The organism is Lacrimispora sp. YZC11 (genome assembly GCF_057543815.1).
The window spans coordinates 32,116-55,168 of record NZ_BAAJYQ010000016.1 but is presented as its reverse complement, the minus strand read 5'-3'; the positions used below and the strand labels follow the sequence as shown (position 1 = coordinate 55,168).

Sequence of the window (23,053 nt, the reverse complement as noted above, 5' to 3'; positions counted from 1 at the left end):
TATCAGTTCCTGTGAAAAGAGCCGGAAAAGTTTAACCACAACTTTTCCGGCTCTCCCAGTGAATGCCCAGGTACTTCCCTGAACTTACCTTCAGAAATACTTCTTATTACCCCACAAATTACTCTTCTTTAAATCCAGATATTCATTGTAGGCCTTTTCCAATATTTGCTTTTCATTGGAAAACTTCAGAAGATGATACGCTTCATGGAACTTGTAATATCCTGAATCAATAAAATATTCTTCCCGCTGTGGTTTACTGTAATAGCTGTCGGCCATCATTAGATACCAGTGCACATCTTTTTCCACCATATCCTGAGGCGTGTTAAAGGAGTACTGGCTCTTACCAATGTATTTGATTATGGACGCACTTACCCCTGTCTCTTCCTTTACTTCCCGGAGAGCCGTCTCTTTATACTCTTCACCCGCTTCTACTGTTCCCTTTGGCAAAACCCAACCTTCATACTTATTTTTGTAATTCTTATATAAAACCAGAATTTTACCTCGAAAAATAACCACACCGCCACAACTCGTTGCTTCTATCATTGCAATTCCTCCAGAGTGAAACCGTAACTTCCTTTAGAAGCCCGATTTTGGTGTGTCACACAGACTGGCTTTAGTATACCTCTTTTTGGGCTCATATGCAAGTGCGTAATCATTGAAAACAAATGTCATTATTTTTATTATTTGGATAAATATAAATCAAAAAGAGCTCTGGCAATGGGAGCTGCCGTCTGACCGCCGGAGCCGCCCTCTTCTACAATCACGCTTACGACTACTCTTGGATGCTCTGCCGGAGCAAATCCAACAAACCAGGCATGGGTTTCCTTGCCTTTTTCAAATTCCGCAGATCCGGTCTTTCCGGCTACCGTATAAGCATCGGTTCTAAGGGTGGAGCCGGTTCCCTCTGTTACAACAGAACGCATAAACTCGGTTAATTCAGAAGCTTCCACAGCGGTCATAAGGCTCATGTAGGTCTGAGGCATAAATTTCTTAATGACATCTCCCCCTACGTTTTCCACCCGGTCAATGAGGTATGGCTTCATAAGGGTACCGCCGTTGGCAATGGCTGCTACGATCATCGCATTATGAATGGGTGTTATCTGAGTCTGGCCCTGGCCGATGGAGGTCTGAAGAATCTGCCACATATCAGCACCGCTTTCCATGGAATAGGAGCTTTTACTGCTGGCAATGGGCAAGGCCAGATCCGAATTAAACAGAAGCTGGTCCGCAGTATTCTTTAATCCATTTAAGTCCAGTTGTAAACCAAGATTGGAAAAAGCACCGTTGCAGGATTTTGCAAATGCCTGCTCCAGATTTTGATGCCCATGGGCTGTTTCATGGTAGCACCGGATGGTATAATCCCCATTCTTATAAATCCCGTTGCAGTCAAAGGTATAATCATTATAATTGGACGGATTTTCCCTTATATACTCTAAAGCCGTCACAAGCTTAAAGGTTGACCCAGGAGGATAAAGTCCCTGCGTCGCGCGGTTTAATAACTGTCCTGAGGTGTTTTCCTCTGCCACCAGCTGACTCCAGTCCGCAGCCAGGGTGTTGGGATTGTAATCCGGCTTGGAAACCATGGCAAGGATTTTTCCGGTATCCGGCTCCATTACCACCACCGCTCCTTTTCGCTTGCCCAAGGCATCATAAGCTGTCTTCTGTAGGTCCACATCAAGGGTGGAGACAACACTGTCCCCTTGATTTTTTAAGTCAGACATCTCATTTACCACCTGCTCCACAAGATTTACGTGGCTGGTCAGGAGATAGAAATTGGACAGAGCTTCCAGACCGGTCTTCCCATTGGTGGAATATCCCACCACATGGGCAAACAGCGAATCATAGGGATAAACTCTTGTTTCCTTTCCCTCTCCATCCACCTCTGTCCTGGCAAGAGCCCTGCCGTCATTGCTGTAAATCTCCCCTCGTACCACCCGGTCAGCAAAGCTGTCAAGTCTGGCATTATAGGAATTGTTGATCACACTGTCGCTTTTCACAAGCAAAAAGTAGCCAAAATAAACCGCAAGCCCTACAAAAAGTAGTACGACCCCATAGGTAAGTATCAGGATATGGTGATTTGCTTTTGGATTCTGGTTAGCCTTCATATTTTTTCTTCTTCCTCTTCATTGCGTTTGAGTATATAAAGTCCCTGGATAATCCCAAAGATGATAAAGGTGCTTAAAATGGAGCTTCCTCCATAACTGACCAGTGGAAGCGTTACTCCTGTGGATGGAATGAATTTCGTCACTCCTCCTACGGTTAAAAATACCTGAATAATATAAATAGTTCCTAGGCCAAATGCAATCAGCTTATAGAACACCGCCTGCATACGGCTGGCAATCATCATGAACTGTAAAAAGCATCCCAGACAGATAAGAAGGACACAAAGAGCAAAAATGCCTCCCAGCTCCTCCGAAACCGCTGAAAATATAAAGTCCTTTTCTACAACCGGGATCCTTCCTGGCATCCCTCGATATAGTCCCATGCCAAACCAGCCTCCGGTACCAATGGCAAACAAAGACTGGGTGATCTGATATCCCTTTCCTGCAATATCTGACCAGGGATTTAACCATGCCGATACTCTGGTCCTTACATGAGCGAACAGCTGATAGGCCAGCATTGCCGCCAGAGTTCCGCCTCCTGCTCCGGCCAGTAGATAGAGCCATTTTCCCGTTGCCACAAAGAGCATGAAAACATAAGTAACAAAGAAAAGGAGGGCGCTTCCAAGATCTCTGGAAGCTACCAGAATGAGTACATGAAGGGCGGCAGCTGCGGTTACTATAAGGATCGTCTTCATGCTGGTGGACCGGTAAAACATAGTGGCTATAAAAAAGACATAACTGATCTTTACAAATTCCGTGGGCTGGAATGAAATGCCGCCAATCTCCAGAGAAAGTTGGGCGCCATAGCTGCTGGTTCCTGCAAGGCATACGATCCCCAGAAGGAGAAGCCCTCCAATCCCATAGATCCATGGAATCCGGCTCAGCTGCCATACCCTGTCAATGACAAAGGGAATGACAAAGGTCATCAGGGCCGCGCAGGCCACAATGACGAACTGTTTTATGGCCCGGTCAAAAGAAAGCCTGGTCAGCATAATAAAGCCTATAGTAAGAAGCATACACATATTGTTGACCAGCAGCCTGGATACATTGCGGTAAATCAGCCGGTACAGGAAAAGGTAACAGAAAAAGAAGATTACCTGTGCCACGTAAAACACCAGCATCCTTTCATCCTCCGTCTCCAGCCAGATGATTAAATAGGCAAGCAGGTGAATGAGAAACATGGCAAAATTCTGGCGCCCGCTAATTTTCCTTTTCCTGATTTCATCCGGAAAAGAAAAAAAACGAAAATTAAAATATGTGTATAATGCAATCAACAGTATCATCAGATATCTGGAGATATCAATAATCAGATTAATCATATGTCACCTACTCTACGCCGCGTTTGAAATGTCCTCTTGTGAATTCTTCAACCGGCAACTTTGCTTCTCTCCCATAAAGGAATCCATCAGAAAAGCTTTGAATCACCGCTTTTGTCTGTGCTTTGTTCTCTGTGGTGAACTGAAGCCGCAGCATTAAGGGAGATAATCCCTTTACCGCCTCCTCTAATCCAAGAAGGGACACGGCCACCGAATTATAAATGGAGTTGTAGCAGAAAGCACAGTGGTTTTTAACAGGAAATATTTTTCCCATCCGGTCCTTTAATGTCAAAACACCAGTTGTCTTGTCACACTGCTCCATTCCCTGATGAAGGCACTGAGCAGTTACCATCATGGGCAGACGTCCATATACCAAAAGTTCCCCCGGAACTCTTAGTTTTCCCAATTCCCGGCTGTTTAATTCTACCGGCCAGGTGAGCTCATCTGCACCCAGTTCCCTTAACATCTCCTGTGCAGGATTATTCATTCCATACATTCCAAAATCAAATACCAGGCTTCCCTTGATATCCTTCTCTTTTAAATAGCCGGTTTCCTCCAGAGAACGGATCAGGAATCCATCAAATCCCCCGGTTTTCAGTTCTGTTAAATGTTTATCAAAGAACTGTACCGCCTTGGTTCTGAAAATATGAGGCATGGTAAGCATGCATTCCTTACCGGCCCTATGGCATGCTTCCACAGAGGCTTTCCACTGTTCCGGCTTAAATTCTGCAGCATCGATATAAATTCTTTTTACATCAGGGCTGGTCACCGCTTCTTCAAAGCAATCCGGCCGCTCCAGAGAAACCGTAAGCTTTGGGCCTTTTGAAGCTGATTTCGGGCTGAAAGCAGCCTCTTCTGCAGCTTTCAACAGTTCTGTCTGCCTGTTCTCTTTGTATTTCTTAAGGATCTCATATTCTAAGGCTTCCAGCCCGCGCCTGCGTAAGTCATTGAGAGCCTGAACCGGCAGGAATATGTTTCCCTTTATATTAATGTCAAGATTTTCAAAATAAAAAGGAGTATTTCCCGTCTTATCCAGCTGTTTCCTTACCTTTTCCTCTGTTACAGGCTGATTTTGGGCCGTCTGTACGATCTCCCCGGTGACGGCAGCATTATGGCCGCAAGCACTTAGAAGTAAAGAGGCCATTTGTCCTTCTTCCAGAAGCGCGGTTCCAACTACCGGCTCCCTTACCTGTTTTTCTACAAAATTTTTATCAAGGTAATCGAACAACACCTGATTGCCTTCCCGAAAAGCAGGCTTTTCTTTCCAGACCACCATATCCCGCCCATTATGGCGCTTATAGTATCCGTCGGTCTGACCGCCCCGGTCAAACAGATCCAGAAGCATTTTTTTATCCTGCCCTTCGACCCGGTAGCCATCTCTTCCTTTAGCCAGATAAAGGTCCACGTACTTTCGGTAAATGCTTACTACTCCGGCGGTATACCTTGGGCTCTTCATCCTTCCTTCAATTTTCATGGAATAGACTCCGGCTTCTATCATGTCCGGTATGATATCCAGAGTGCTCAAATCCTTAAGGCTGAGGCAATAACGGTCATCTCCTCCTGAAAGAACCTGTCCTTCCCGTTTCACCTCGTAGGGCAGGCGGCAGGTTTGGGCACATCTTCCCCTGTTTCCGCTTCGCCCTCCTATGAGGCTGCTGAATAAGCATTGGCCGGAATAGCAGTAGCACAATGCGCCATGTACAAAACTTTCGATCTCCACATCCACCTGATCACGGATGTTAGCAATTTCCTTTAAGGACAATTCCCTGGCAGTAACAACCCGGTCAGCCCCCAGTTCTTTTAAAATCCTGGCACCATAAGCGCCGGTAATGGTCATCTGCGTGCTTGCATGAATGTGAAGTCCTGGAAAATTCTCCCGGACAAACCGGAAGGTTCCCATATCCTGTACGATGACTGCATCCAGGCCCTGCCTGTAATATGGAACCAGATAATCATAAAGCTCCCGTATCTCCTGCTCCTTCATCAACGTATTAACGGTCATGTACAGCTTTCGCCCATGAAGATGGACATAATCAATGGCCTCCAGCAGCTTGTCCTCCCCGGGATTTTCCGCATAAGCCCTTGCCCCAAACCGGCTGCCACCCATATAGACCGCATCGGCGCCTGCCGCTACCGCTGCTTTCATACTTTCAAATGATCCTGCCGGAGCAAGAATTTCAACTGCTTTCTTCACAAGTTCCTCCTGTTTGCCCTTTATTGATGAAAGAGAGGATGTCACGGCCCTGCCGCCCAACATCCCCTCCTGGCTTATTCTTTCTTACCGGAATCCGCAGATCTCCTGGTTTCCACCAGTTCCAGCTTTGCCGACTCAAGCTTCATCTGAGTGGCCACAAGTTCATGCTTTAAGCTATAGATCTCCTTTTCCATCTCCGCCTTCTGCTGCTCCAGCCTGGCGGACTGTTCTCTGGCCTTGAAGTAATCATCCGCCATATTTAACTGAATCATGATATTCTGATATTCTGCGCTCTGCTTCGTGAACCCTTCCTGATGCTTCAGCGTTATAGTCATCTCATTGATGTAGCTTGCCAGGCGGTGGATATAACTCTCCTCCTCATTTCCGCCCAAAGCATAAATCTTGCCATCTATTAAAACTTCTGTACTGCGTTTGGAATCCATGCTGTTCTCTCCCTGTTTCATATGCTCCTTTTTACTATAACATATTTTGCGCAGATAGAAAAGCCCTGCCTGCATACCTTTATGTCCAAAAAGTACGGCTAAATAACAGGAAAGTTCTAAAATTCAGGCACATTATGATCCTAAGGAGATTCCAAGATGTTCATACGCCCGTTCCGTGGCAACACGCCCTCTGGAGGTGCGGTTTATAAAACCGTTCATCAGAAGATACGGCTCATAAACATCTTCCAGCGTCCCGGCATCCTCTCCCAGAGAAGCAGCCAGGGTATCCAGTCCTACCGGACCGCCGGCAAATTTCTCAATCATTGTGGTCAGGATCGCCCGGTCATTATAATCCAGGCCAAACTTATCCACATCCAGAATGTCCAGGGCAAAATCCGCCACTTCTTTTGTAATGATACCGTTATATTTTACCTGGGCGAAATCCCGGACTCTCTTTAACAGGCGGTTGGCCAGCCTGGGCGTTCCTCTGGATCGCTTGGCAATCTCTGTAGCCCCTTCTTCCTCGATTTCCACCTGTAAGACCCTGGCGGAACGGCAAACAATAATCTTAAGCTCCTGTGGCGTGTAAAATTCCAGCTTCTGAACCACTCCGAACCTGTCTCTTAATGGAGCGGTTAAAAGCCCCGCTCTGGTGGTCGCACCAACCAGAGTGAATTTAGGAAGATCCAGTCTTATGGATCTGGCAGAAGAATCCTTCCCCAGCATAATATCTATGGCAAAATCCTCCATGGCTGGATATAAAACCTCTTCTACCTGACGGTTTAAGCGGTGGATCTCATCCACAAACAGCACATCCCCTTCCTGGAGATTGTTCAGTATAGCGGCCATCTCTCCCGGTTTTTCGATTGCAGGTCCTGATGTGACCTTCATATTGACTCCCATTTCATTGGCAATGATCCCTGAAAGAGTAGTCTTTCCCAGGCCGGGAGGCCCGTAAAATAAAACATGATCCAGGGATTCCCCCCTGGCTTTGGCGGCATCAATGTATACTTTTAAATTGGTACATATCTTTTCCTGTCCAATATACTCATCAAGACACATGGGCCTTAAGTTTGGTTCTATCCTTTTATCTTCTTCCGTTATCTCTGTGGTTATAATTCTACGTTCCATCTCTGTCTTTACCCGTTATTTTATATAAATGCCAAATGTTTTAAGGAAGCCTTAAGCACATCTTCCACCGTCATGGATTCCGTCACTTCCACCTGACGGACCGCCTTACCTGCCTCAACTGCGGAATACCCCAGAGCCGCCAGTGCTTCCATGGCTTCTCCGGCTACCCCTCCGCCGGATAAAACAGGCCCATTCCCCTGTTCCACAAACCCTGAAGGAAGAATTCCAGCTATATCAATTTTATCCTTTAAGTCCAATATAATCCTCTGAGCGGTCTTTGCTCCTACCCCCGGCGCTTTGGATATGGCTTTGGCGTCTCCTGAAACAATGGCCCTTCTTAAATCATCCGGGTCAAGGGCAGAAAGAATTCCCAAGGCTCCTTTGGGGCCAATTCCGTTTACACTTATAAGCTGCTTAAACATCTGCAGATCCTGACGGTTTAAGAAACCGTAGAGGCACATGGCATCCTCTCTTACCTGAAAATATGTATACAACTTTGTCTCTACGCCAATTCCCGGCATATTTTGAATCACGGATATGGGAACATGTATTTCAAATCCCACGTTCCCGCTCTCTATAACAACGGTATCTTCAAATAGTTCAACCAATGGCCCTTTTACGAAAGAAATCACGACCTCTGTCTCCTTTTGTTATGCTGGAAATCTTATCTTTATTATTTATCATAGCATACAGCCTGTTCTTATGCAAGCGGATAGTCGAACAAATATTCTGTTTCCGTTGACGGACCAGCGCCTTTCCGATATAATATTGGGGGAGAGAATACCCTGCGGGTATCCCCATACACCCGGTAAAGCGGGGTTTGCCCTGTTCAAAAAACATGGGCAGTACTAAGGAAAGGGCGGAATCATACATGATCACCTTACAGAAAACCATTGCATTTCATGAGACATATCCCTTTGACCGGATCGGCCGGAAAGAGGATCTGCTGTTCTTTGATATAGAAACTACAGGCTTCTCAGGGGTGTACTCTACCCTTTATCTGATCGGATGTGTTTATTACAGAAACGGCAGCTGGAACCTGGTCCAGTGGTTCGCTGACACCCTGGATTCGGAAAAAGAACTGTTGGAAACCTTTTTTAAATTCTTAAAAAATTTTACTACAGTCATACATTTTAACGGGGATGGTTTTGATATTCCCTATCTTTTGAAACGCTGCCTTGCCCATGGCATGCCTTATAATTTTTCCGGTGTGGAAAGCCTGGACATTTACAAAAAAATACGCCCTTACCGGGGGCTTCTTGGACTTCCCTCGATGAAGCAAAAAGCCATTGAGGAATTTTTAAAAGTAGAGCGTAAGGATCTTTATTCCGGCGGGCAGCTGATCGAAGTTTATAAAGATTATCTTATCTCCCATGATAAATTTTTATTTGATCTTTTAATATTACATAATGAAGATGATTTAAAAGGAATGCCCCTGATCCTCCCCATATTAAATTACCCGGACTTTCTGGAGCAAAGCTTCCACCTTGAACACCAGGACTTTTTATGCCAGAAGGATATCTTTGGCCGGGATTTCCACTCTTTACGGCTTACCTGCAAAAATGGCTTTGCCATTCCCGTTGGATTTTCCAAATCCAACTCCCTGGTCTCCATGGAAGCGGAAGGAGAACACCTGACCGTAACCATTGACCTCTATGAGGGGGAATTGAAATATTTTTATCCTGATTATAAAAATTACTATTATCTGATTTATGAAGACAAAGCAATTCACAAAAGCGTGGCGGAATACGTGGATAAGGAAGCCCGGATAAAAGCTACGGCTAAGACATGCTACACCCGCAAGGGCGGCTGTTACCTTCCCCAGTTTTCCTCTCTGTGGACACCTTGCCTACAAATGGAATTCAAGGATAAGATCACTTATGTTTCCTATGAACCGGACTTCTTTGAGGATGGCGAAAAGCTTCGCCTTTACATAGGACACCTGCTGAATACCTTATGCCGGTAATTTGGAATCGTTTGCCCCCGGTTTCCGGCATTTTCCCGAAAGTTTTCCGGACACGCCTTTTATTTGAGGCTTTTGTTTAAAAACAATGTTGAGAATATGGTTGTTTTAAGGGAAGCTAAATGTCTTTCCTTAATTCTCCTTTTAAGAAAATAACAAACTTAAAGGTTATTATTTTCTATAATTTCTAAATTTTAAAACAAACTTTGTAGTCCCAAATTAACTATGTTCCTACGAATCTGCAATCAATCTACGAAATAACAACTTCATAGGAAACATACTTTGCCTTTACGGCTCTTTTATTACTTCAATTCCTTTTAATAAAAATTTACTCCATATTTTTTTTTACGAATAATCTCCTTTTTCCAACAAATACCTGATATAGGAAAATGTCTTTTCTTCCCCCTGGTTTTTTAACATAAGAAGAAGCTCCTCCAACAAATTTCTCGTCTCAGGGGCAATGACCATGTAGCTTTTCGCGTGCATGTAATATTCCCATGGCGATGCATCGGTGTAATCTTTGCCCTTATAGGTTTTCGATGCAGCGATCCGGTCCATCATCATTTCGATGACATAAATTAAGGGCATCTTATGCCCTACCAGACCTTCCGACATATCCGTGGTAAAGTCGATCCAGTACTCGTAGTGATGCTTGTTTCGGCCTTTATGGTGGAGCCAGGCTCTTGAAAAACCCTTGTCCTCTCTTTCCGCAGCGTTGGGGCTTCTGGTCCCCTGATAATAAAGAACGCCTGGTATGAATTCTTCCAGACTGTATTTTGACAAATCGTGAAGCAGCCCTTGTTTTATAAGGCCCACACGAAAACAGTTTTTCATGACTCTGATCTTATGTATATTGATCGTGCAAAAATGACCCCATAAATTCATAAATTTCATTGCATTCACCTTTTTATCCTTGCAAAAGAATCTTTTCCCATTTTACCACAAATTTCTCCGATTTTACCACTTATTTTCCCTTAAATTTATTCTGGAGATTTCTTAATTTTTAAGACGGAAAACGTTTGACACCTTTCCCTTTTTATGCTATTCTTAGGGAGGTTACAGATATCCTGTAACAGTACAATTTTTTATTCATTTTGGAGGTATCATAATGAAAGGTACAGTTAAGTGGTTTAACAACCAAAAGGGTTACGGATTTATTTCCGACGAACAGGGTAACGATGTATTTGTTCACTACTCAGGTCTTAGCATGGACGGCTTCAAATCCTTAGATGAAGGTGTTGCCGTAGAATTCGATGTTGTAGACGGAGCTAAGGGACCACAGGCTACAAACGTTATCAAAATATAATCATTGACTTATCAGTGTACCTTTTTTCAAAATATAGGAAGAAGTTATATTGTTTCACATGATTACGATTAGAGCCATCCATTGGATGGCTCTTTTTGATGCTCTTGCCTTACGATCTTTCGTGCAGCCTTTTTAGATCTTCTATTGAAAATTCATAATTTTTATTGCAGAAATGGCAATTCACCTCAATGCTCTTTCCTTCGTCAATCATTTCCTGAATTTCTTTCTTTCCAATGCTGATCAAGGCTTTTTCCACCCTGGAATTATCACAGTTGCAATAAAAACGGGTAGGTACCTGCTCCATTATCTCCAAGCCAAACTCTCCAAGAATGTGTTCAAGAATCATTTCCGGTGTATTTCCATGATCCAGTAGATCCGTGATCGAGGTGATTTCACCCAGTTTTTTCTCCAGGCCTTCAATGATCTCCTCAGAGGCTCCCGGAAGGAGTTGGATGATGAAGCCGCCGGACTGCTTCACGGTGTTGTCCTTATTCATTAAAACGCCCAGCGCCACCGATGACGGCGTCTGCTCCGAAGAAGCATAGTAATAAGTAAGATCTTCCGCAATTTCACCGCCCACCAGTATGGTCTGTCCAACGTAAGGCTCCTTCAGGCCGATATCCTTAATTACGCTTAATACTCCCTCTCCTACTGCACCGCCTACGTCCAGCTTTCCGGCCTGATTTGGAGGAAGCATGACGCCGGGATTGTAAACATAACCTTTTACATTTCCTTTTGAGTCTGCAGTCACCGTAAGGCCTTCTATTGGGCCGCTTCCCTGAATTTTCAGGGTCAGTAAATCATCTTCCCCCTTCATCATAATGCCCATCATGCTTCCTGCAGTCAAAAGTCTGCCCAGGGCAGCCGTAGCTACAGGACTTGTATTATGAGCTTGTCTTGCCTGTTCTACCAATTCTCTGGTAGTTGCCGCAAAGGCGCGGATCTGATGATCCCCTGCCGTGGCTCTGACAATATAATCAGCCATATTATAATTCCTTTCCGCGTTCTCTTGCTATGATATAAATTCTTTCACTGGTATCCTTTACGGGAGTTTTGGTAAATGCATCAAAAGCAGCCACAAAATCCATACCTGCTTCTTTTATCGCCATCTTTACTTCATCCAGAGAATATGCCCTCTGGTAATGATTCTCCGTATATTTCCGGTACAGGTTTTCCTCTTGCCTGATAAACAGGGAAAGACCGTATTCATTAATCCTGGTTTCCTTATCGTAATAATTATCCCAGATAAAGCTGCATTCCTCCCGGTCCTCGGAAATGGTGGAATCCCCCATGAGGGTTTCATACTTATATATAGTGTTCAAATCAAATATAAAAATTCCTCCCGGGTCCAGATAATTGTTGACCAGCCGGAAAACTTCCGCCATATCCTCATATTCCAGAATATAATTCATACAGTCACAGATGCTTAATACTGCCCGCACGGTGCCGTAAAGTTCAAATTCCCTCATATCCTGCATAAGATAAAGAATATCTTTTCCTGACTTTTCCCGCTTTTCCATGGCCATCTGCAGCATGTCTTCGGAGTTGTCAACTCCGATCATATCATATCCCTGGTCCACAAGAAGCTCCGTAAGGCTTCCTGTTCCGCAGCCCAGGTCAAGAATCAGGCCATCCCTGATTCCATATTCATTCAGCAGTCCAGTTACGTATTCACACCAGTCCTTATATGGAATATTGTCCATAAACCGGTCATAGACCTCTGCAAAGCTAGTGTACGCTTCCATTCACAATTTCCTCTTTCCTGCCCATGCTTCTTGGGCATTAAGGTATACCCATAGGGTGTTTCCTCTTTCCTGCCCATGCTTTTGGGCATTATATACCCGCAGGATATTTCCTCTCTGCATGAACCTTCCCTCAAGCGTTCTGTTTGTGATTCAAAAACAAAGCAGGTATCTCATAAAGAGGTACCTGCCTTCCTGTCTCTTTACTCTGCTGACAAGGCAGCATTTGATTACAGGTTGGATCCGCAGCACTTTTTATACTTCTTGCCGCTGCCGCATGGACATGGATCATTTCTTCCTACCTTTGCTCCCTTAACAATGGTTCCAGAAGCCTTCTGCTTTTTGTAAAGCTCTTTCTTCTTCTCTTCTGTCAGTATTGTATCCCACTCAGGAAGATTAAACAGCCATTCTGCTTTAGCCTCTACCATATTATAATAAAGCTTATCCGGATCGATCTCTATTTTTACTACGGTCTGCTCGTCCATAGTTTCAATAGGATTCTCATATCCCTTCAAGCTTTCATTGATTCCATCTAAAAAACCGGTCATTGTCTGGACATCTGTTCCGTATCTCTTTGCCAGATCCTCTACTGTTCCCTCAACCACTTCATCTGGCTTGGAAAGAATATGCTCATAGATTCCCTTTTCTACTTTAAAATACTCGGTCCATAATTCTTCTTTTCCTTTATCATCCAACTCATCGCCGTATGCCAGGTTTCTCCAATTTTCTAAAATAGCCATGTTCAAACCATCCTTTTGTCTGTTATTCTCGTGAAGGCAAGAAACCAAGGTCAAGTGAGCTTGACTTTGACGACTGCCCATGAAGTCAAATATCCCATAGTTTGCTGCGGGGTATCTGACTTCTGATAGTACTCCAACAAACAGTATATAACATCTTCATATATTTTGCAAAATGTTTTTTCTTATTTTACGATTCTCTACAGTCAAATCACCGGAAAAGCTTCACTATACGTATTTATTCCCCTACCGCCTGTTCCTGCTTAAACCCAGAAGCTTCATCATTAAATCCACGCTTCCTACATTGTAGCCGCTGCATCCGTAAACTGCCTTTAACCCAGGATCCGTAACAATCAAAAGGGGCAGCTTCTCTGGATCCACATACATTCTCCGGGCAAGAGGTTCTACCGTATCATCAAAACTTATGTAACCAACCTTAATTTGGGGTATTGCATCCAAAACCTTTCTGATCGTCCGGTTCTGTAAAGACATTTCACTTTGCACCAGGAAAATGATCTGGCCATCAAGTACATTTAAGGCATCTTTTTGCTCCAGCATTTCGTTAAGAACGTGCTCGGTGGGTTCCTGACCCTCGGAAAGTATGGCCAGAATATTAGCCTTTCCTTCCGTAAGCACGGAGGCTGGAATCGTCTGCTCTTTCCCGCTCTCATCCTTTACGGCCACTTCAAAATCATCCAGCAAGTTGTCGACCAGCATATCTTCCAGATTTCCGGCCCGTAAACGCATGGTTAAAGATTTTTCTTCATCCTTATTTAATTCAAAGACATACTCGCTGGCATTCTGGTTTCCGCTTGGAAGGCGGACGGAGGTGACCAGCCGGTAAATACCAGGCTCCAGATCCAGCTTTAATACGCCGCCGGAAAATTTCATGCCAGTGTAATCCAGAGTCACAAACTGTCCCTCTTTCAGCCTTCCAATAGTCCATGTCTGATAATAGGTCCACGAGCTGTCTGTTTCCCCATAAAGTACCAGTTTTCCAGACTTTTCAGTCCTGTCTCTTAATATCTCATCAGCTCCCGATACTGATACGAATCTTCCTGCCTCATAAACTTCTGCCTCAAGATTTACCGGGTTCATCCGGGCCGGAATACCCAGAGTCCTGCAGATAGCAACAAACAATATCTTCTGGCTAAGGGAATTGCCTTGTGAAAGCTTAAGGCTTCCTAACGGAGTGGAACAGATCGTCTTATAGTCCAGCTTTGGCTCAAAGCCGATGTGCCGCTTCACATATTCCCAAATAGTTTCAGGGTTCTTACGGAACCCTTCCTTTTCCTGCTCATTGAAGAATTCCTCAATAAAGCCCCGGTAATCTGTCATTTCTTCCAATAAAATTCTTGGGCAGAGAATGTATTTTACATAAATATCCAGATTTCCATTCTCGTCCCATTCCTTACGGTATGGAGAGGCCCCTTTGAGATGGCTTTCCAGAATCTCTGCCATGGCATCCTTATAATCTTTTACGGTCAGGCTGTTAAGCAATGCCTTACGGTCCGGATTTTGATTCTTGGAAAGGAATTTATATATCTCGTCAAAATTACCGGCAGATAACCGGAGGAGCTCTGTTTCATCCGGATATGGGGAAGCCTTTTCTTCCATAAAGTATCCGGCGATTCTGCTTTCCCGCATCTGGTTCGCCTCATGGATCCGTTTCCGGTTTCTTTCCTTTTGTTCCTTTGTAAGTTTCACCGGATTCACGGGATAATCCTTCGGAGCCCTGACGTCCGCATCCACCCAGATATCCATTCCGGGTTTCTCCTCTTCTTTCTTAAGCACCAGAACAGTCCCAGCCCCATCTTCCGGGGATATCCATGCCTCGCAGCACAGCCCATCCTTCATGGCACGGACATGGATATCTCCAAGGCCAATGGTGATGGTAACCCTTCCATTCCTATTTGTATATAGGTTTACTACACTGCAGTATTCCGCCATATTGAGAATTTCGAAAGAAACCTGGACATTCTCTGCCGGATTTTTATCCTCATCAAGCACCTGGATCTCATAAGATTTGGTCAGGGCATAAGTTGCAGTCCCGTTGTAATAAACCAGTAAATCCTCCTGGCCCAGACATTCCGTCTCCGAATCACCCGAATAATCGGAAAATGTTCTGGTATGCACCAGCAATGCCCTTGAGGAAGCATTGGTAAACCACCCCTTATCCAGTACTTCTTCCGGTTCGCAGGCCCCCAGAAAATGCCACTTTCCCTCCACAAACACTTCTACCCATGCATGATTGTCGTCACAATGAGCCCATCTTGGGGTATACACCTGTCTGGCAGGGATTCCCACGCTCCGGAAAGCCGTCACAGCAAAGGTGGATTCCTCGCCGCACCTGCCCTTTCCTGATTTGTACACAGTCACAGGAGATATGGTCCTGTTGTCGGAAGCCTCATAGGTTCCGTTCTCCGCACACCAGTAATTGATTTCCAGCACCGCTTCCCTTACGGAAAGCCCTTTGATCCTGTCAATTAGTTTGTCATAGAAAAATCTGCGGCAGTCTTCGATATTCTCCGTATTGACCCTGTAATATAAAATATGATGGAGAAAAATATCTTCCGGAATCTCCTGACACCACTCCATTTGATCATAAACCATGATGGAATGCCTTACATATCCAAGAAACACTGAAAAGTCATACTCTCCGGCATCCCGTACCGGCATTGTCCCATATAAAAATTTCATGAGAACCTGTTCCCTGGAAGTACAGCTTTCCATAGCTTTTTCAATTTCTTCCTTAAACACCCCCAAAAAGGGAAGTCTGAGCTCATATTTTTCCTGGGCATACCTCTGCAAATGTTCTGAAAACATGACTAAATTCTCCTTTGCGAAATCAATTAATTATTTTCTGATCCAGATGGCCCGTAAGAAGCTATATAATTGTAACTCCAGCGGAGTAAAGCTTCTTGGCTGTGGCCTCATCCGGCATGGAGTCCGTGATGATTCCGTCTATGTCATCAAAATGTGCAAATTTATAGGAATCATTAAAATAAAATTTATCCTTTTCCATTACCAGATATTTATGTCTGCTGCTGGCAATCGCCGCCTTCTTTGTCAAGCCATCCTCCACGCCTAAGGTGGTGATGGAATTGTCCGTAAGGTCCAGACCGCAGGTTCCGATGAAGGCCCTGTCAAAGCTGTACAGTTTGATGATCTCAATAGCAGCCGCTCCCATAAAGCCGTTTACCGTGCGGTACATGATCCCTCCGGTTCCAATGGAAGTGATATCTGGATTTACTGCCAGAGTCTGCATAATATCAATCATGTTCGTCACCACGGTCAACCGTTTGTGGGACTTGGCAAGCTGTTCCGCCACCATGATATTCGTGGTTGAAATATCCAGAAATATGGTTTCATTGCTCCTGATAAGCTCAAAAGCCTTCTGGGCTATTAATTCCTTTTTCTCAATATTCGTATCTCTCCGGTCAATCACATCCCGCTTCAGAGGATAATCCTGGGATAATAAGGCTCCACCATAAGTCCGTTTCAGCTTACCGGCATTTTCCAGATTTTTTAAGTCCTTGCGTATGCAGTCCTCTGTCACCTGAAAAAGGGCGCTTAAATCCTTTACCTTCACCATGCCCTGATCATGAAGAATCTGTAATATCCTGTCTAAACGCTCTTCCGTAAACATGCTTTCTCCTCCATCAGCCTTTTTGCCCGGCGTATCTGTTCCTCTTCCGTACGGAAAATGTCATATTCACCGATTCCCGGTATTCCCATATTTACATTTTCCTTCCGATAGATCATGCCGCTGTCCACGATCGTCTTTCCTGACATGTGAAAACACCGGGCATCTATCTCATCCATCAGGCAGGCAATGGCATCTACATTGACTCCGCTGCCTACCAAAATGTCGATCTGGCCGGCCGCATGTTCCATCAGCTCCCCTAAAAGCTTCTTTCCTTCCATACAGGAATTCTGCTGTCCGGAAGTCAGTATGGTATCCGCCCCTGCCTCAATGGCCTCTTTAAGGCTTCTGTAAGGATCCCGGCATACATCAAAGGCTCTGTGCAGGGTCATATTTCCCGTTCCCGCCTTTTCTCTGAGCACTTTAAGCCGTTCCATGTCAAGATCCCCGTCCGGTTTTAGAATTCCCACGACAATCCCATCCGCACCAAGATCCCGAAACATCTGCGCATCCTCTGAGATCATCTGAAATTCATGATCAGTATACAAAAAATCTCCATACCGGGGCCGTATCAGTACGTTGATTGGAACATCACAGGCTTTGCGAATCTGCTTAAACTGACTCACGCCGGGGGTCGTCCCTCCGATCACCAGATTTGCACAGAGTTCCAGCCTGTCGGCTCCTCCCTGTACCGCTGCTTTAGCGGATTCTACAGAATCCACACAGACCTCCAAGACATAGTCTTTCATTTTTTTCTCCTAACCATATATATTTTGTTGCCAACATCCTACACTGCCTTATGGCAGGCTGCAAAATGCCCTGGCAAGACTTCTTTCATTTCCGGTGTTTTTTCCCGGCACAGCTGCTCTGCATAAGGGCAGCGGGAAGCAAACCGGCATCCTTCCTTCAAATTGACAGGATTTGGAAGACTTCCCTCCAGCATGATCCGGCTGCGGCTCTTTTCCACATCAGGGTCCGGGATTGGAATTGCGGAAAGCAATGCCTGGGTATAGGGATGGAGAGGAGTGTCAAAAAGGCTTTCACTGTCCCCCAGCTCCACCATGGCACCAAGATACATAACGCCGATCCGGTCACTGATGTGCTTAACCATGGAAAGATCATGAGCGATGAACAGATAGGTAAGCCCTCTCTTTTCCTGCAGCTCTTTCAGCAAGTTGATTACCTGGGCCTGAATGGAAACGTCAAGCGCGGAGATGGGTTCGTCACAGATCATAAACTCCGGATCCACGGCCAATGCCCTGGCAATGCCCACCCGCTGACGCTGTCCGCCGGAAAATTCGTGAGGAAAGCGGTTTGCATGCTCCTCGGAAAGCCCTACCGTTTCCAATAGTTCCAGCACTTTCTTACTCCGTTCCTCCCCACTTAAGATTCCATGAGCATCAATTCCTTCCGCAACAATATCAATGACCTTCATCCGCGGATTAAGAGATGCATAAGGGTCCTGAAAGATCATCTGCATCTTTCTGGTAAATCTATGGCGCTCCGCCACAGGCAAACTGCTGTTAATTTCCTGTCCATCATATACGATCCTGCCATCCGTTGGCTCATACAGCTGGATCACGGTACGGCCAAAGGTAGACTTCCCGCAGCCGCTTTCACCCACCAGGCCAAGGGTTTCTCCCTTATATATATCCAGACTCACATCATCCACTGCTTTTAAAACCTGATTTTTTCCCACCTTGAAATATTTCTTCAAATGCTTTACTTCTAATAATGGTTTCTTTTCTGCTGACATCATAATTTCCTCCTATTCCCTAAGAGCCTTTGCCCGCTCATCAAGAAGCCAGCAGCGCGCATGGTGGCTTTCGCCGCAAAGCATATCCTCCGGTGGATACTGTCTGCATACCTCCATGGTCGACCTACATCTTGCTGCAAAGGGGCAGCCTTTTGGCGGATCCATCAGATCTGGCGGCGTCCCCGGAATGGCCGTCAGCTCGCTCCCTTTATGAGAAGCCTTAGGTATAGAGGCCAGAAGCCCCTTTGTATACGGATGTACCGTTTGGTAAAATAGCTCACGCACATCTGCGCTTTCCACCAGCTGACCTCCATACATGACGGCAACCCGGTCCGCAATATTCGCCACGACCCCCAGATTATGAGTGATAATAATAATGGAAGTTTTGATTTTCTTCTGAAGATCTTTCATAAGATCCAGGATCTGTGCCTGTATGGTTACATCAAGAGCCGTAGTCGGCTCATCGGCGATCAAAATCTTGGGATCACAGGCCAGAGCCACCGCTATCACGACTCTTTGTCTCATGCCGCCGGAAAGCTGGTGGGGATACTGGTCAAACCTTGTATCCGGATTGGAAATTCCAACAAGAGAAATCAGCTCAAGAGCCCGTTCCTTCATCTGTGCTTTTGTCATATCCTTCCGATGCTCTTTTAATACCTCCACGATCTGCTTTCCAATAGTCATAGTAGGGTTTAAAGAGGTCATGGGATCCTGGAATATCATGGAAATATCTGACCCCCGTACCGTCTGCATCTGCCGCTCGCTGTATTTTGCAAGGTCCCTGCCTTCCAAGAGAATATTGCCTCCCACGATTTTTCCGTTTTTCGGAAGCAGGCCCATAATGCTTTTTACAGAAATAGATTTGCCGGAGCCGGACTCTCCCACGATTGCCAGAGTTTCCTGCTCATCCAGATAAAAACTTACTCCCCTCACCGCCTGAACTACGCCATGCTGTGTCTTTATATGTACCTGTAACTGATTGACTTCCAATAATCTGCTCACGACGCTTCACCTACTTTCTCATTCTTGGGTCCAGAGCATCCCGCAGGCCGTCTCCAAGAATGCTGAAGCATACCATAATCAGGACGATCACAATTGCCGGAAAGATCAACACATGGGGGAAATTGCGAAGCACCTGGTATCCGTTGTTGATCAAAACGCCCAAAGATGCTTTCGGCTCCTGCATGCCAATGCCGATAAAGCTTAAAAATGCTTCCGTAAATATGGCGGACGGAATGGTAAACATGGCATTGATGACAATGACTCCTACTGTATTGGGGATGAGATGTTTCCATATGATTCCGGTAGTACTGGTTCCCAGTACTCTGGCCGCCAGCACAAATTCCTGATTCTTAAGCTTTAATATGGATCCGCGGACCAGACGTGCCATATTCACCCAGCCGGTAATGGAAAGAGCCACTACAATCGTCCAGATACCTGCCGGCATAACCATCATCAAAAGGATGACGATGATCAGATGGGGAATTCCCACCAGCACTTCAATGATTCGCTGCATAACAGCATCCACTCTGCCGCCGGCCAAAGCGGAAACCGCTCCATAGGTCACTCCCAACGTTAAATCCAAAAGAGCTGCCACAAAAGCAATGAGCAGGGAAATGCGGGTTCCCATCCACGTCCTGACCCAGAGATCACGGCCAAACTGATCCGTTCCGAAGAGATGTTCCATGGAGGGAATTTTATAAATGATGTCATAATTAGTTTCTTTATAAGAATATCTTGAAAATTCCGGCGCCAGTATTGCAAGAAGACCGATTGCAATCAATGTAAACAAGCAAACGACTGCCGCCTTATTTTTTTTCAAACGAAGCCAGCCATCCTGAAGGGCTGTTAAATTGGGTCGGGCAATATGTTCTTTCTCCGATTCATCCACATATGCCTTTACAAATAATTCATCCATGCTTAACCCTCCATGCCGGCTGCCAGACGAATCCTGGGATCGATGAGGGAATAAGCGATATCAACGATCAGCACTACAAAAATATAGAAAGCGCTGTAAAAAATCGTGATTCCCATGATCGTGGAATAGTCATTAGCCTTTATACTGTCTACAAATAAGCTGCCAATTCCAGGGATGGTATAAATATTCTCTACCGCCAGAGAGCCTGTCAGCAGATTTACAACAATGGGCCCCAGAATCGTCACCACAGGAATGATCGAATTCCTTACCGCATGGCGCATGAGCACCTTCATTGGGCTAAGTCCCTTGGCCTTGGCAGTGACGATGTAATCCTGCTCCAACACCTCCAGCATCTCTGTCCGGATAAACCGGGCGATCATGGCCGTCGCAGAAAAGGACAGAGCAATGGATGGAAGAACCGAACATTTCCAGTCAGTCCAGAAACCAACGGGCAGGATTCCCCATTTTAAGGCTACATAATACTGCAAAAGAGCCGCAGCTACAAAATTAGGGACAGAGACCCCAAGGACAGCTAAGATCATAGTGAAATAGTCAATTCCGCTGTTATGCCTCCACGCCGCGATTATTCCCAGTGTCAGGCCAACAGCCAGACCGATCAGTACCGCCTGAAGACCGATCAAAGCGGAGGGACCGATCCTTCCTCCGATTACTGTAGATACCTTCTGTCCGGTATAGGTAAAGGATGTACCGAAATCTCCATGCAGGATATTTCCCATATACTTTACGTATTGCCGGGGCACGGACTCATTCAGCCCATACTGCTCTAAAATGGCCTGCTGCTGCTGAACGGACATCATATTAAAGCGTTCCGCATCAAAAGGAGATCCTGGCAGCTTCTTCATCAGAAAAAAAGTAGCTGTTACAATGACCCATAATGTCAGCGCCAGATATACCAGTCGCTTGCAGATATATTTTATCATGCTGTGTCCTCCTTTGCATTCATATTCTCATAAGATTTTAAAAAGAGCCGCCCTTTTCCAATTTGAAAAGGGAAGGACGGCTCTTCTAATTTTCCGCATTCGTTGGCCAGGTCAAATCCCTGTCCGCTGCGGCTTACTCAAAATAAGCGTATTTAAATTCCACATCCGGCCCGAAAGGATGATTGATCAGTCCTTTCACATTGGATTTTGTAAGGGTTGCAGAACCTCTATGGTACAAAGGTGCAACGATCACATCCTCATCAATTAGAAGATTCTCCGCCTGCAGCAGCATATCCAGACGCTTGGCGTCATCGGTTTCAACTCTTGCGTCATTGATCAGCTTATTATATTTTTCATTCTGATAGGAGCCGCGGTACGGAGTGCCGTTGGTCCATAAATCAAGGTATGTCATGGCATCATCATAATCAGCGCCCCATGCGGTAGATGCAAACATGTAATTATCGTTATCCATTAATTCATTTCTTGCCTGAACCGTCTTGGTATCGATCACAATATCAATGCCTAAATTCTTATTTAATTCACTTTGTATGTAGGTTGCAACCGCTTTTGTCACAGAATCATCTCTTACCAGCAAAGTCAGAGTTGGTGTCTGTCCCAATTCCTTACAGCCCTCTTCCCAGTATTTCTTAGCCTGTTCCGGATCGAATTGACAAATATTTCCGTTTAAATCGCGGAAGCTCTTGCTTTCGTTTCCATACATACCTTCCGCAACCAGACCGGCGCTGGGAGCAGATCCATCGGCAAGAATTGCTTTAACTAAGGTCTCGCGGTCAATGGCCATGGAAACAGCCCTGCGGATATTTTTGTTTGCCATAACCGGATTGCTTAAGGAGAATTGCAGATATTCGGTTCTGAACTCGCTCTTAGAACTGAATTCCGGATTATTCTGATAAGCGGCTACGTTGGCAGAATCAAGAGCCACCTGGCTCAGTTCATTGGCCAGATAAGCGTTAAGGGCTGCAGATGCATCCTTCATTACCCTTACCTGTGCATTTTCAACCTTCACATTTGCAGCATCCCAGTACTTATCATTCTTTTTCAAGGTAGCCCCTACCGCCGGATCATAGCTGGTGATAACGTATGGGCCGCAGTAAATCATATTTTCCGCACTTAATCCATACTGGTCGCCTTTAGAGGTAACATATTCCTCGTTTAATGGGAAGAACTGGCAAAGGACAGTTAATCGGGCGAAATAAGGGGTAGGTGCTTTTAAAGTCACCTGGAAGCTCTTGTCATCAAGGGCCTTTACTCCAACTTCTTCTGCACCGGCTTTGCCTTCATTATACTCGGCGCCGTTTACAATATAGTCTGTCATGATGAAGCTGTAGCCATTGGTGGCTTCCGCACTCATCTGCTTTAACCAGGCAAACACAAAATCCTTTGCTGTCAAAGGAGTTCCGTCACTCCATTGCAGGCCGTCTCTCAAATGAAAGGTGTATGTAAGTTTATCATCGGAAACATCATAGCTTTCCGCAAGTGCAGGCTGCGCATCATGATTCTCATCCAAGCGAAGCAGACCTTCAAATGCGTTATTGTTTACCTTTGATGACTGATTGTCGGAAGCCGCCCATTGTACCAGGGTTTTGATCTCAGCATTTGCATATACGCTAAGCACCTGATCGCCGGCTGCCGGTGCCTCCGTTTTGTCAGAAGCGGCTTCACTTGACGCCGCACTTTGGGTAGATCCTCCGGTGGTGGGGCTGCCGGTAGATCCGGTAAAGCCACAACCTGTCAGGGTTCCAAAAACAAGACAGGCTACAGTGCCTAAAGCTAATACTCTTTTTTTCATCTTTCCCTCTCCTTTTGATATTGTTTTTCTTGTTCTGTCTTAATTCAT

21 protein-coding genes are annotated in these 23,053 nt (G+C 45.3%); 2 read left to right on the top strand and 19 right to left on the bottom strand.

The window, feature by feature from the left end; genetic code table 11:
- Positions 1-90: 90 nt before the first annotated feature.
- The 7 genes from AC27IJ_RS15590 to ruvA form a co-directional block, all read right to left on the bottom strand.
- Complete coding sequence (locus AC27IJ_RS15590) at positions 91-543, bottom strand: NUDIX hydrolase (protein ID WP_002603763.1); 453 nt, start codon at positions 541-543, stop codon at positions 91-93.
- A gap of 137 nt (positions 544-680) precedes the next feature.
- Positions 681-2,105 (bottom strand): peptidoglycan D,D-transpeptidase FtsI family protein, encoded by a 1,425-nt coding sequence (locus tag AC27IJ_RS15585; protein ID WP_487149670.1) that lies wholly within the window; start codon positions 2,103-2,105, stop codon positions 681-683.
- A complete protein-coding gene (locus AC27IJ_RS15580; RefSeq protein WP_312504155.1) occupies positions 2,102-3,421 on the bottom strand; it encodes an FtsW/RodA/SpoVE family cell cycle protein in 1,320 nt (439 codons plus the stop codon). Before AC27IJ_RS15580 ends, AC27IJ_RS15585 begins: the two co-directional genes overlap by 4 nt.
- Positions 3,422-3,428: 7 nt before the next feature.
- Positions 3,429-5,564 (bottom strand): U32 family peptidase, encoded by a 2,136-nt coding sequence (locus AC27IJ_RS15575; protein ID WP_487150283.1) that lies wholly within the window; start codon positions 5,562-5,564, stop codon positions 3,429-3,431.
- 122 nt (positions 5,565-5,686) lie between these two features.
- On the bottom strand, positions 5,687-6,076 hold the full coding sequence (locus tag AC27IJ_RS15570; RefSeq protein ID WP_312445792.1) for a cell division protein ZapA: 390 nt from the start codon (positions 6,074-6,076) through the stop codon (positions 5,687-5,689).
- Between the two features lie 111 nt (positions 6,077-6,187).
- Positions 6,188-7,186 (bottom strand): Holliday junction branch migration DNA helicase RuvB, encoded by a 999-nt coding sequence (gene ruvB, locus AC27IJ_RS15565; protein ID WP_312445793.1) that lies wholly within the window; start codon positions 7,184-7,186, stop codon positions 6,188-6,190.
- 20 nt (positions 7,187-7,206) lie between these two features.
- On the bottom strand, positions 7,207-7,818 hold the full coding sequence (gene ruvA, locus AC27IJ_RS15560) for a Holliday junction branch migration protein RuvA (protein ID WP_312445795.1): 612 nt from the start codon (positions 7,816-7,818) through the stop codon (positions 7,207-7,209).
- Positions 7,819-8,057: 239 nt separating this feature from the next.
- On the opposite strand from ruvA, the gene AC27IJ_RS15555 reads away from it, so the two are divergent.
- Positions 8,058-9,152: a ribonuclease H-like domain-containing protein gene (locus tag AC27IJ_RS15555; protein ID WP_312504153.1), complete on the top strand. Its 1,095-nt coding sequence runs from the start codon at positions 8,058-8,060 to the stop codon at positions 9,150-9,152.
- 342 nt (positions 9,153-9,494) lie between these two features.
- Here AC27IJ_RS15555 and AC27IJ_RS15550 read toward each other — a convergent pair whose 3' ends face one another.
- A complete protein-coding gene (locus tag AC27IJ_RS15550; RefSeq protein ID WP_313152950.1) occupies positions 9,495-10,043 on the bottom strand; it encodes a DUF5662 family protein in 549 nt (182 codons plus the stop codon).
- 214 nt (positions 10,044-10,257) lie between these two features.
- Here AC27IJ_RS15550 and AC27IJ_RS15545 point away from each other — a divergent pair, with 214 nt between their 5' ends.
- On the top strand, positions 10,258-10,455 hold the full coding sequence (locus tag AC27IJ_RS15545; protein ID WP_312445800.1) for a cold shock domain-containing protein: 198 nt from the start codon (positions 10,258-10,260) through the stop codon (positions 10,453-10,455).
- A gap of 109 nt (positions 10,456-10,564) precedes the next feature.
- Here the strand turns inward: AC27IJ_RS15545 and hslO are convergent, their stop codons facing one another.
- The 11 genes from hslO to AC27IJ_RS15490 form a co-directional block, all read right to left on the bottom strand.
- Entirely contained in the window at positions 10,565-11,440 is an 876-nt protein-coding gene (hslO, locus tag AC27IJ_RS15540; RefSeq protein WP_313256741.1) for an Hsp33 family molecular chaperone HslO, read from the bottom strand.
- A gap of 1 nt (position 11,441) precedes the next feature.
- Positions 11,442-12,200 (bottom strand): class I SAM-dependent DNA methyltransferase, encoded by a 759-nt coding sequence (locus AC27IJ_RS15535; protein ID WP_312445802.1) that lies wholly within the window; start codon positions 12,198-12,200, stop codon positions 11,442-11,444.
- Positions 12,201-12,427: 227 nt separating this feature from the next.
- On the bottom strand, positions 12,428-12,937 hold the full coding sequence (locus tag AC27IJ_RS15530) for an SEC-C metal-binding domain-containing protein (protein ID WP_312445803.1): 510 nt from the start codon (positions 12,935-12,937) through the stop codon (positions 12,428-12,430).
- Positions 12,938-13,180: 243 nt separating this feature from the next.
- Complete coding sequence (locus tag AC27IJ_RS15525) at positions 13,181-15,760, bottom strand: transglutaminase-like domain-containing protein (RefSeq protein ID WP_487149665.1); 2,580 nt, start codon at positions 15,758-15,760, stop codon at positions 13,181-13,183.
- Positions 15,761-15,821: 61 nt separating this feature from the next.
- The gene (locus tag AC27IJ_RS15520; protein WP_312445805.1) at positions 15,822-16,583 is read right to left on the bottom strand and encodes a DeoR/GlpR family DNA-binding transcription regulator; all 762 of its coding nucleotides are present in this window, start codon (positions 16,581-16,583) and stop codon (positions 15,822-15,824) included.
- Positions 16,562-17,329 (bottom strand): copper homeostasis protein CutC, encoded by a 768-nt coding sequence (locus AC27IJ_RS15515; RefSeq protein WP_312445806.1) that lies wholly within the window; start codon positions 17,327-17,329, stop codon positions 16,562-16,564. Before AC27IJ_RS15515 ends, AC27IJ_RS15520 begins: the two co-directional genes overlap by 22 nt.
- A 38-nt stretch (positions 17,330-17,367) precedes the next feature.
- On the bottom strand, positions 17,368-18,339 hold the full coding sequence (locus tag AC27IJ_RS15510) for an ABC transporter ATP-binding protein (RefSeq protein WP_312504147.1): 972 nt from the start codon (positions 18,337-18,339) through the stop codon (positions 17,368-17,370).
- A gap of 9 nt (positions 18,340-18,348) precedes the next feature.
- On the bottom strand, positions 18,349-19,338 hold the full coding sequence (locus tag AC27IJ_RS15505; RefSeq protein ID WP_487149662.1) for an ABC transporter ATP-binding protein: 990 nt from the start codon (positions 19,336-19,338) through the stop codon (positions 18,349-18,351).
- Positions 19,339-19,348: 10 nt separating this feature from the next.
- Positions 19,349-20,254: an ABC transporter permease gene (locus AC27IJ_RS15500; RefSeq protein WP_312445812.1), complete on the bottom strand. Its 906-nt coding sequence runs from the start codon at positions 20,252-20,254 to the stop codon at positions 19,349-19,351.
- Between the two features lie 2 nt (positions 20,255-20,256).
- Positions 20,257-21,195 (bottom strand): ABC transporter permease, encoded by a 939-nt coding sequence (locus AC27IJ_RS15495; RefSeq protein WP_312504146.1) that lies wholly within the window; start codon positions 21,193-21,195, stop codon positions 20,257-20,259.
- 133 nt (positions 21,196-21,328) lie between these two features.
- Positions 21,329-23,005 (bottom strand): peptide ABC transporter substrate-binding protein, encoded by a 1,677-nt coding sequence (locus AC27IJ_RS15490; protein WP_312504144.1) that lies wholly within the window; start codon positions 23,003-23,005, stop codon positions 21,329-21,331.
- Positions 23,006-23,053 lie beyond the last annotated feature (48 nt).

Bases quoted from the DNA above. Each gene is read 5' to 3' on its own strand.
- AC27IJ_RS15535 (WP_312445802.1), bottom strand. From the start codon at position 12,200: ATGGAAGCGTACACTAGCTTTGCAGAGGTCTATGACCGGTTTATGGAC.
- AC27IJ_RS15490 (WP_312504144.1), bottom strand. From the start codon at position 23,005: ATGAAAAAAAGAGTATTAGCTTTAGGCACTGTAGCCTGTCTTGTTTTT.
- AC27IJ_RS15550 (WP_313152950.1), bottom strand. From the start codon at position 10,043: ATGAAATTTATGAATTTATGGGGTCATTTTTGCACGATCAATATACAT.
- AC27IJ_RS15495 (WP_312504146.1), bottom strand. From the start codon at position 21,195: ATGATAAAATATATCTGCAAGCGACTGGTATATCTGGCGCTGACATTA.
- AC27IJ_RS15515 (WP_312445806.1), bottom strand. From the start codon at position 17,329: ATGAAAGACTATGTCTTGGAGGTCTGTGTGGATTCTGTAGAATCCGCT.
- AC27IJ_RS15545 (WP_312445800.1), top strand. From the start codon at position 10,258: ATGAAAGGTACAGTTAAGTGGTTTAACAACCAAAAGGGTTACGGATTT.
- AC27IJ_RS15500 (WP_312445812.1), bottom strand. From the start codon at position 20,254: ATGGATGAATTATTTGTAAAGGCATATGTGGATGAATCGGAGAAAGAA.
- AC27IJ_RS15520 (WP_312445805.1), bottom strand. From the start codon at position 16,583: ATGTTTACGGAAGAGCGTTTAGACAGGATATTACAGATTCTTCATGAT.
- AC27IJ_RS15590 (WP_002603763.1), bottom strand. From the start codon at position 543: ATGATAGAAGCAACGAGTTGTGGCGGTGTGGTTATTTTTCGAGGTAAA.
- AC27IJ_RS15530 (WP_312445803.1), bottom strand. From the start codon at position 12,937: ATGGCTATTTTAGAAAATTGGAGAAACCTGGCATACGGCGATGAGTTG.
- AC27IJ_RS15525 (WP_487149665.1), bottom strand. From the start codon at position 15,760: ATGTTTTCAGAACATTTGCAGAGGTATGCCCAGGAAAAATATGAGCTC.
- hslO (WP_313256741.1), bottom strand. From the start codon at position 11,440: ATGGCTGATTATATTGTCAGAGCCACGGCAGGGGATCATCAGATCCGC.
- AC27IJ_RS15555 (WP_312504153.1), top strand. From the start codon at position 8,058: ATGATCACCTTACAGAAAACCATTGCATTTCATGAGACATATCCCTTT.
- AC27IJ_RS15570 (WP_312445792.1), bottom strand. From the start codon at position 6,076: ATGAAACAGGGAGAGAACAGCATGGATTCCAAACGCAGTACAGAAGTT.
- ruvB (WP_312445793.1), bottom strand. From the start codon at position 7,186: ATGGAACGTAGAATTATAACCACAGAGATAACGGAAGAAGATAAAAGG.
- AC27IJ_RS15585 (WP_487149670.1), bottom strand. From the start codon at position 2,105: ATGAAGGCTAACCAGAATCCAAAAGCAAATCACCATATCCTGATACTT.
- AC27IJ_RS15510 (WP_312504147.1), bottom strand. From the start codon at position 18,339: ATGATGTCAGCAGAAAAGAAACCATTATTAGAAGTAAAGCATTTGAAG.
- AC27IJ_RS15580 (WP_312504155.1), bottom strand. From the start codon at position 3,421: ATGATTAATCTGATTATTGATATCTCCAGATATCTGATGATACTGTTG.
- AC27IJ_RS15575 (WP_487150283.1), bottom strand. From the start codon at position 5,564: ATGAAAGCAGCGGTAGCGGCAGGCGCCGATGCGGTCTATATGGGTGGC.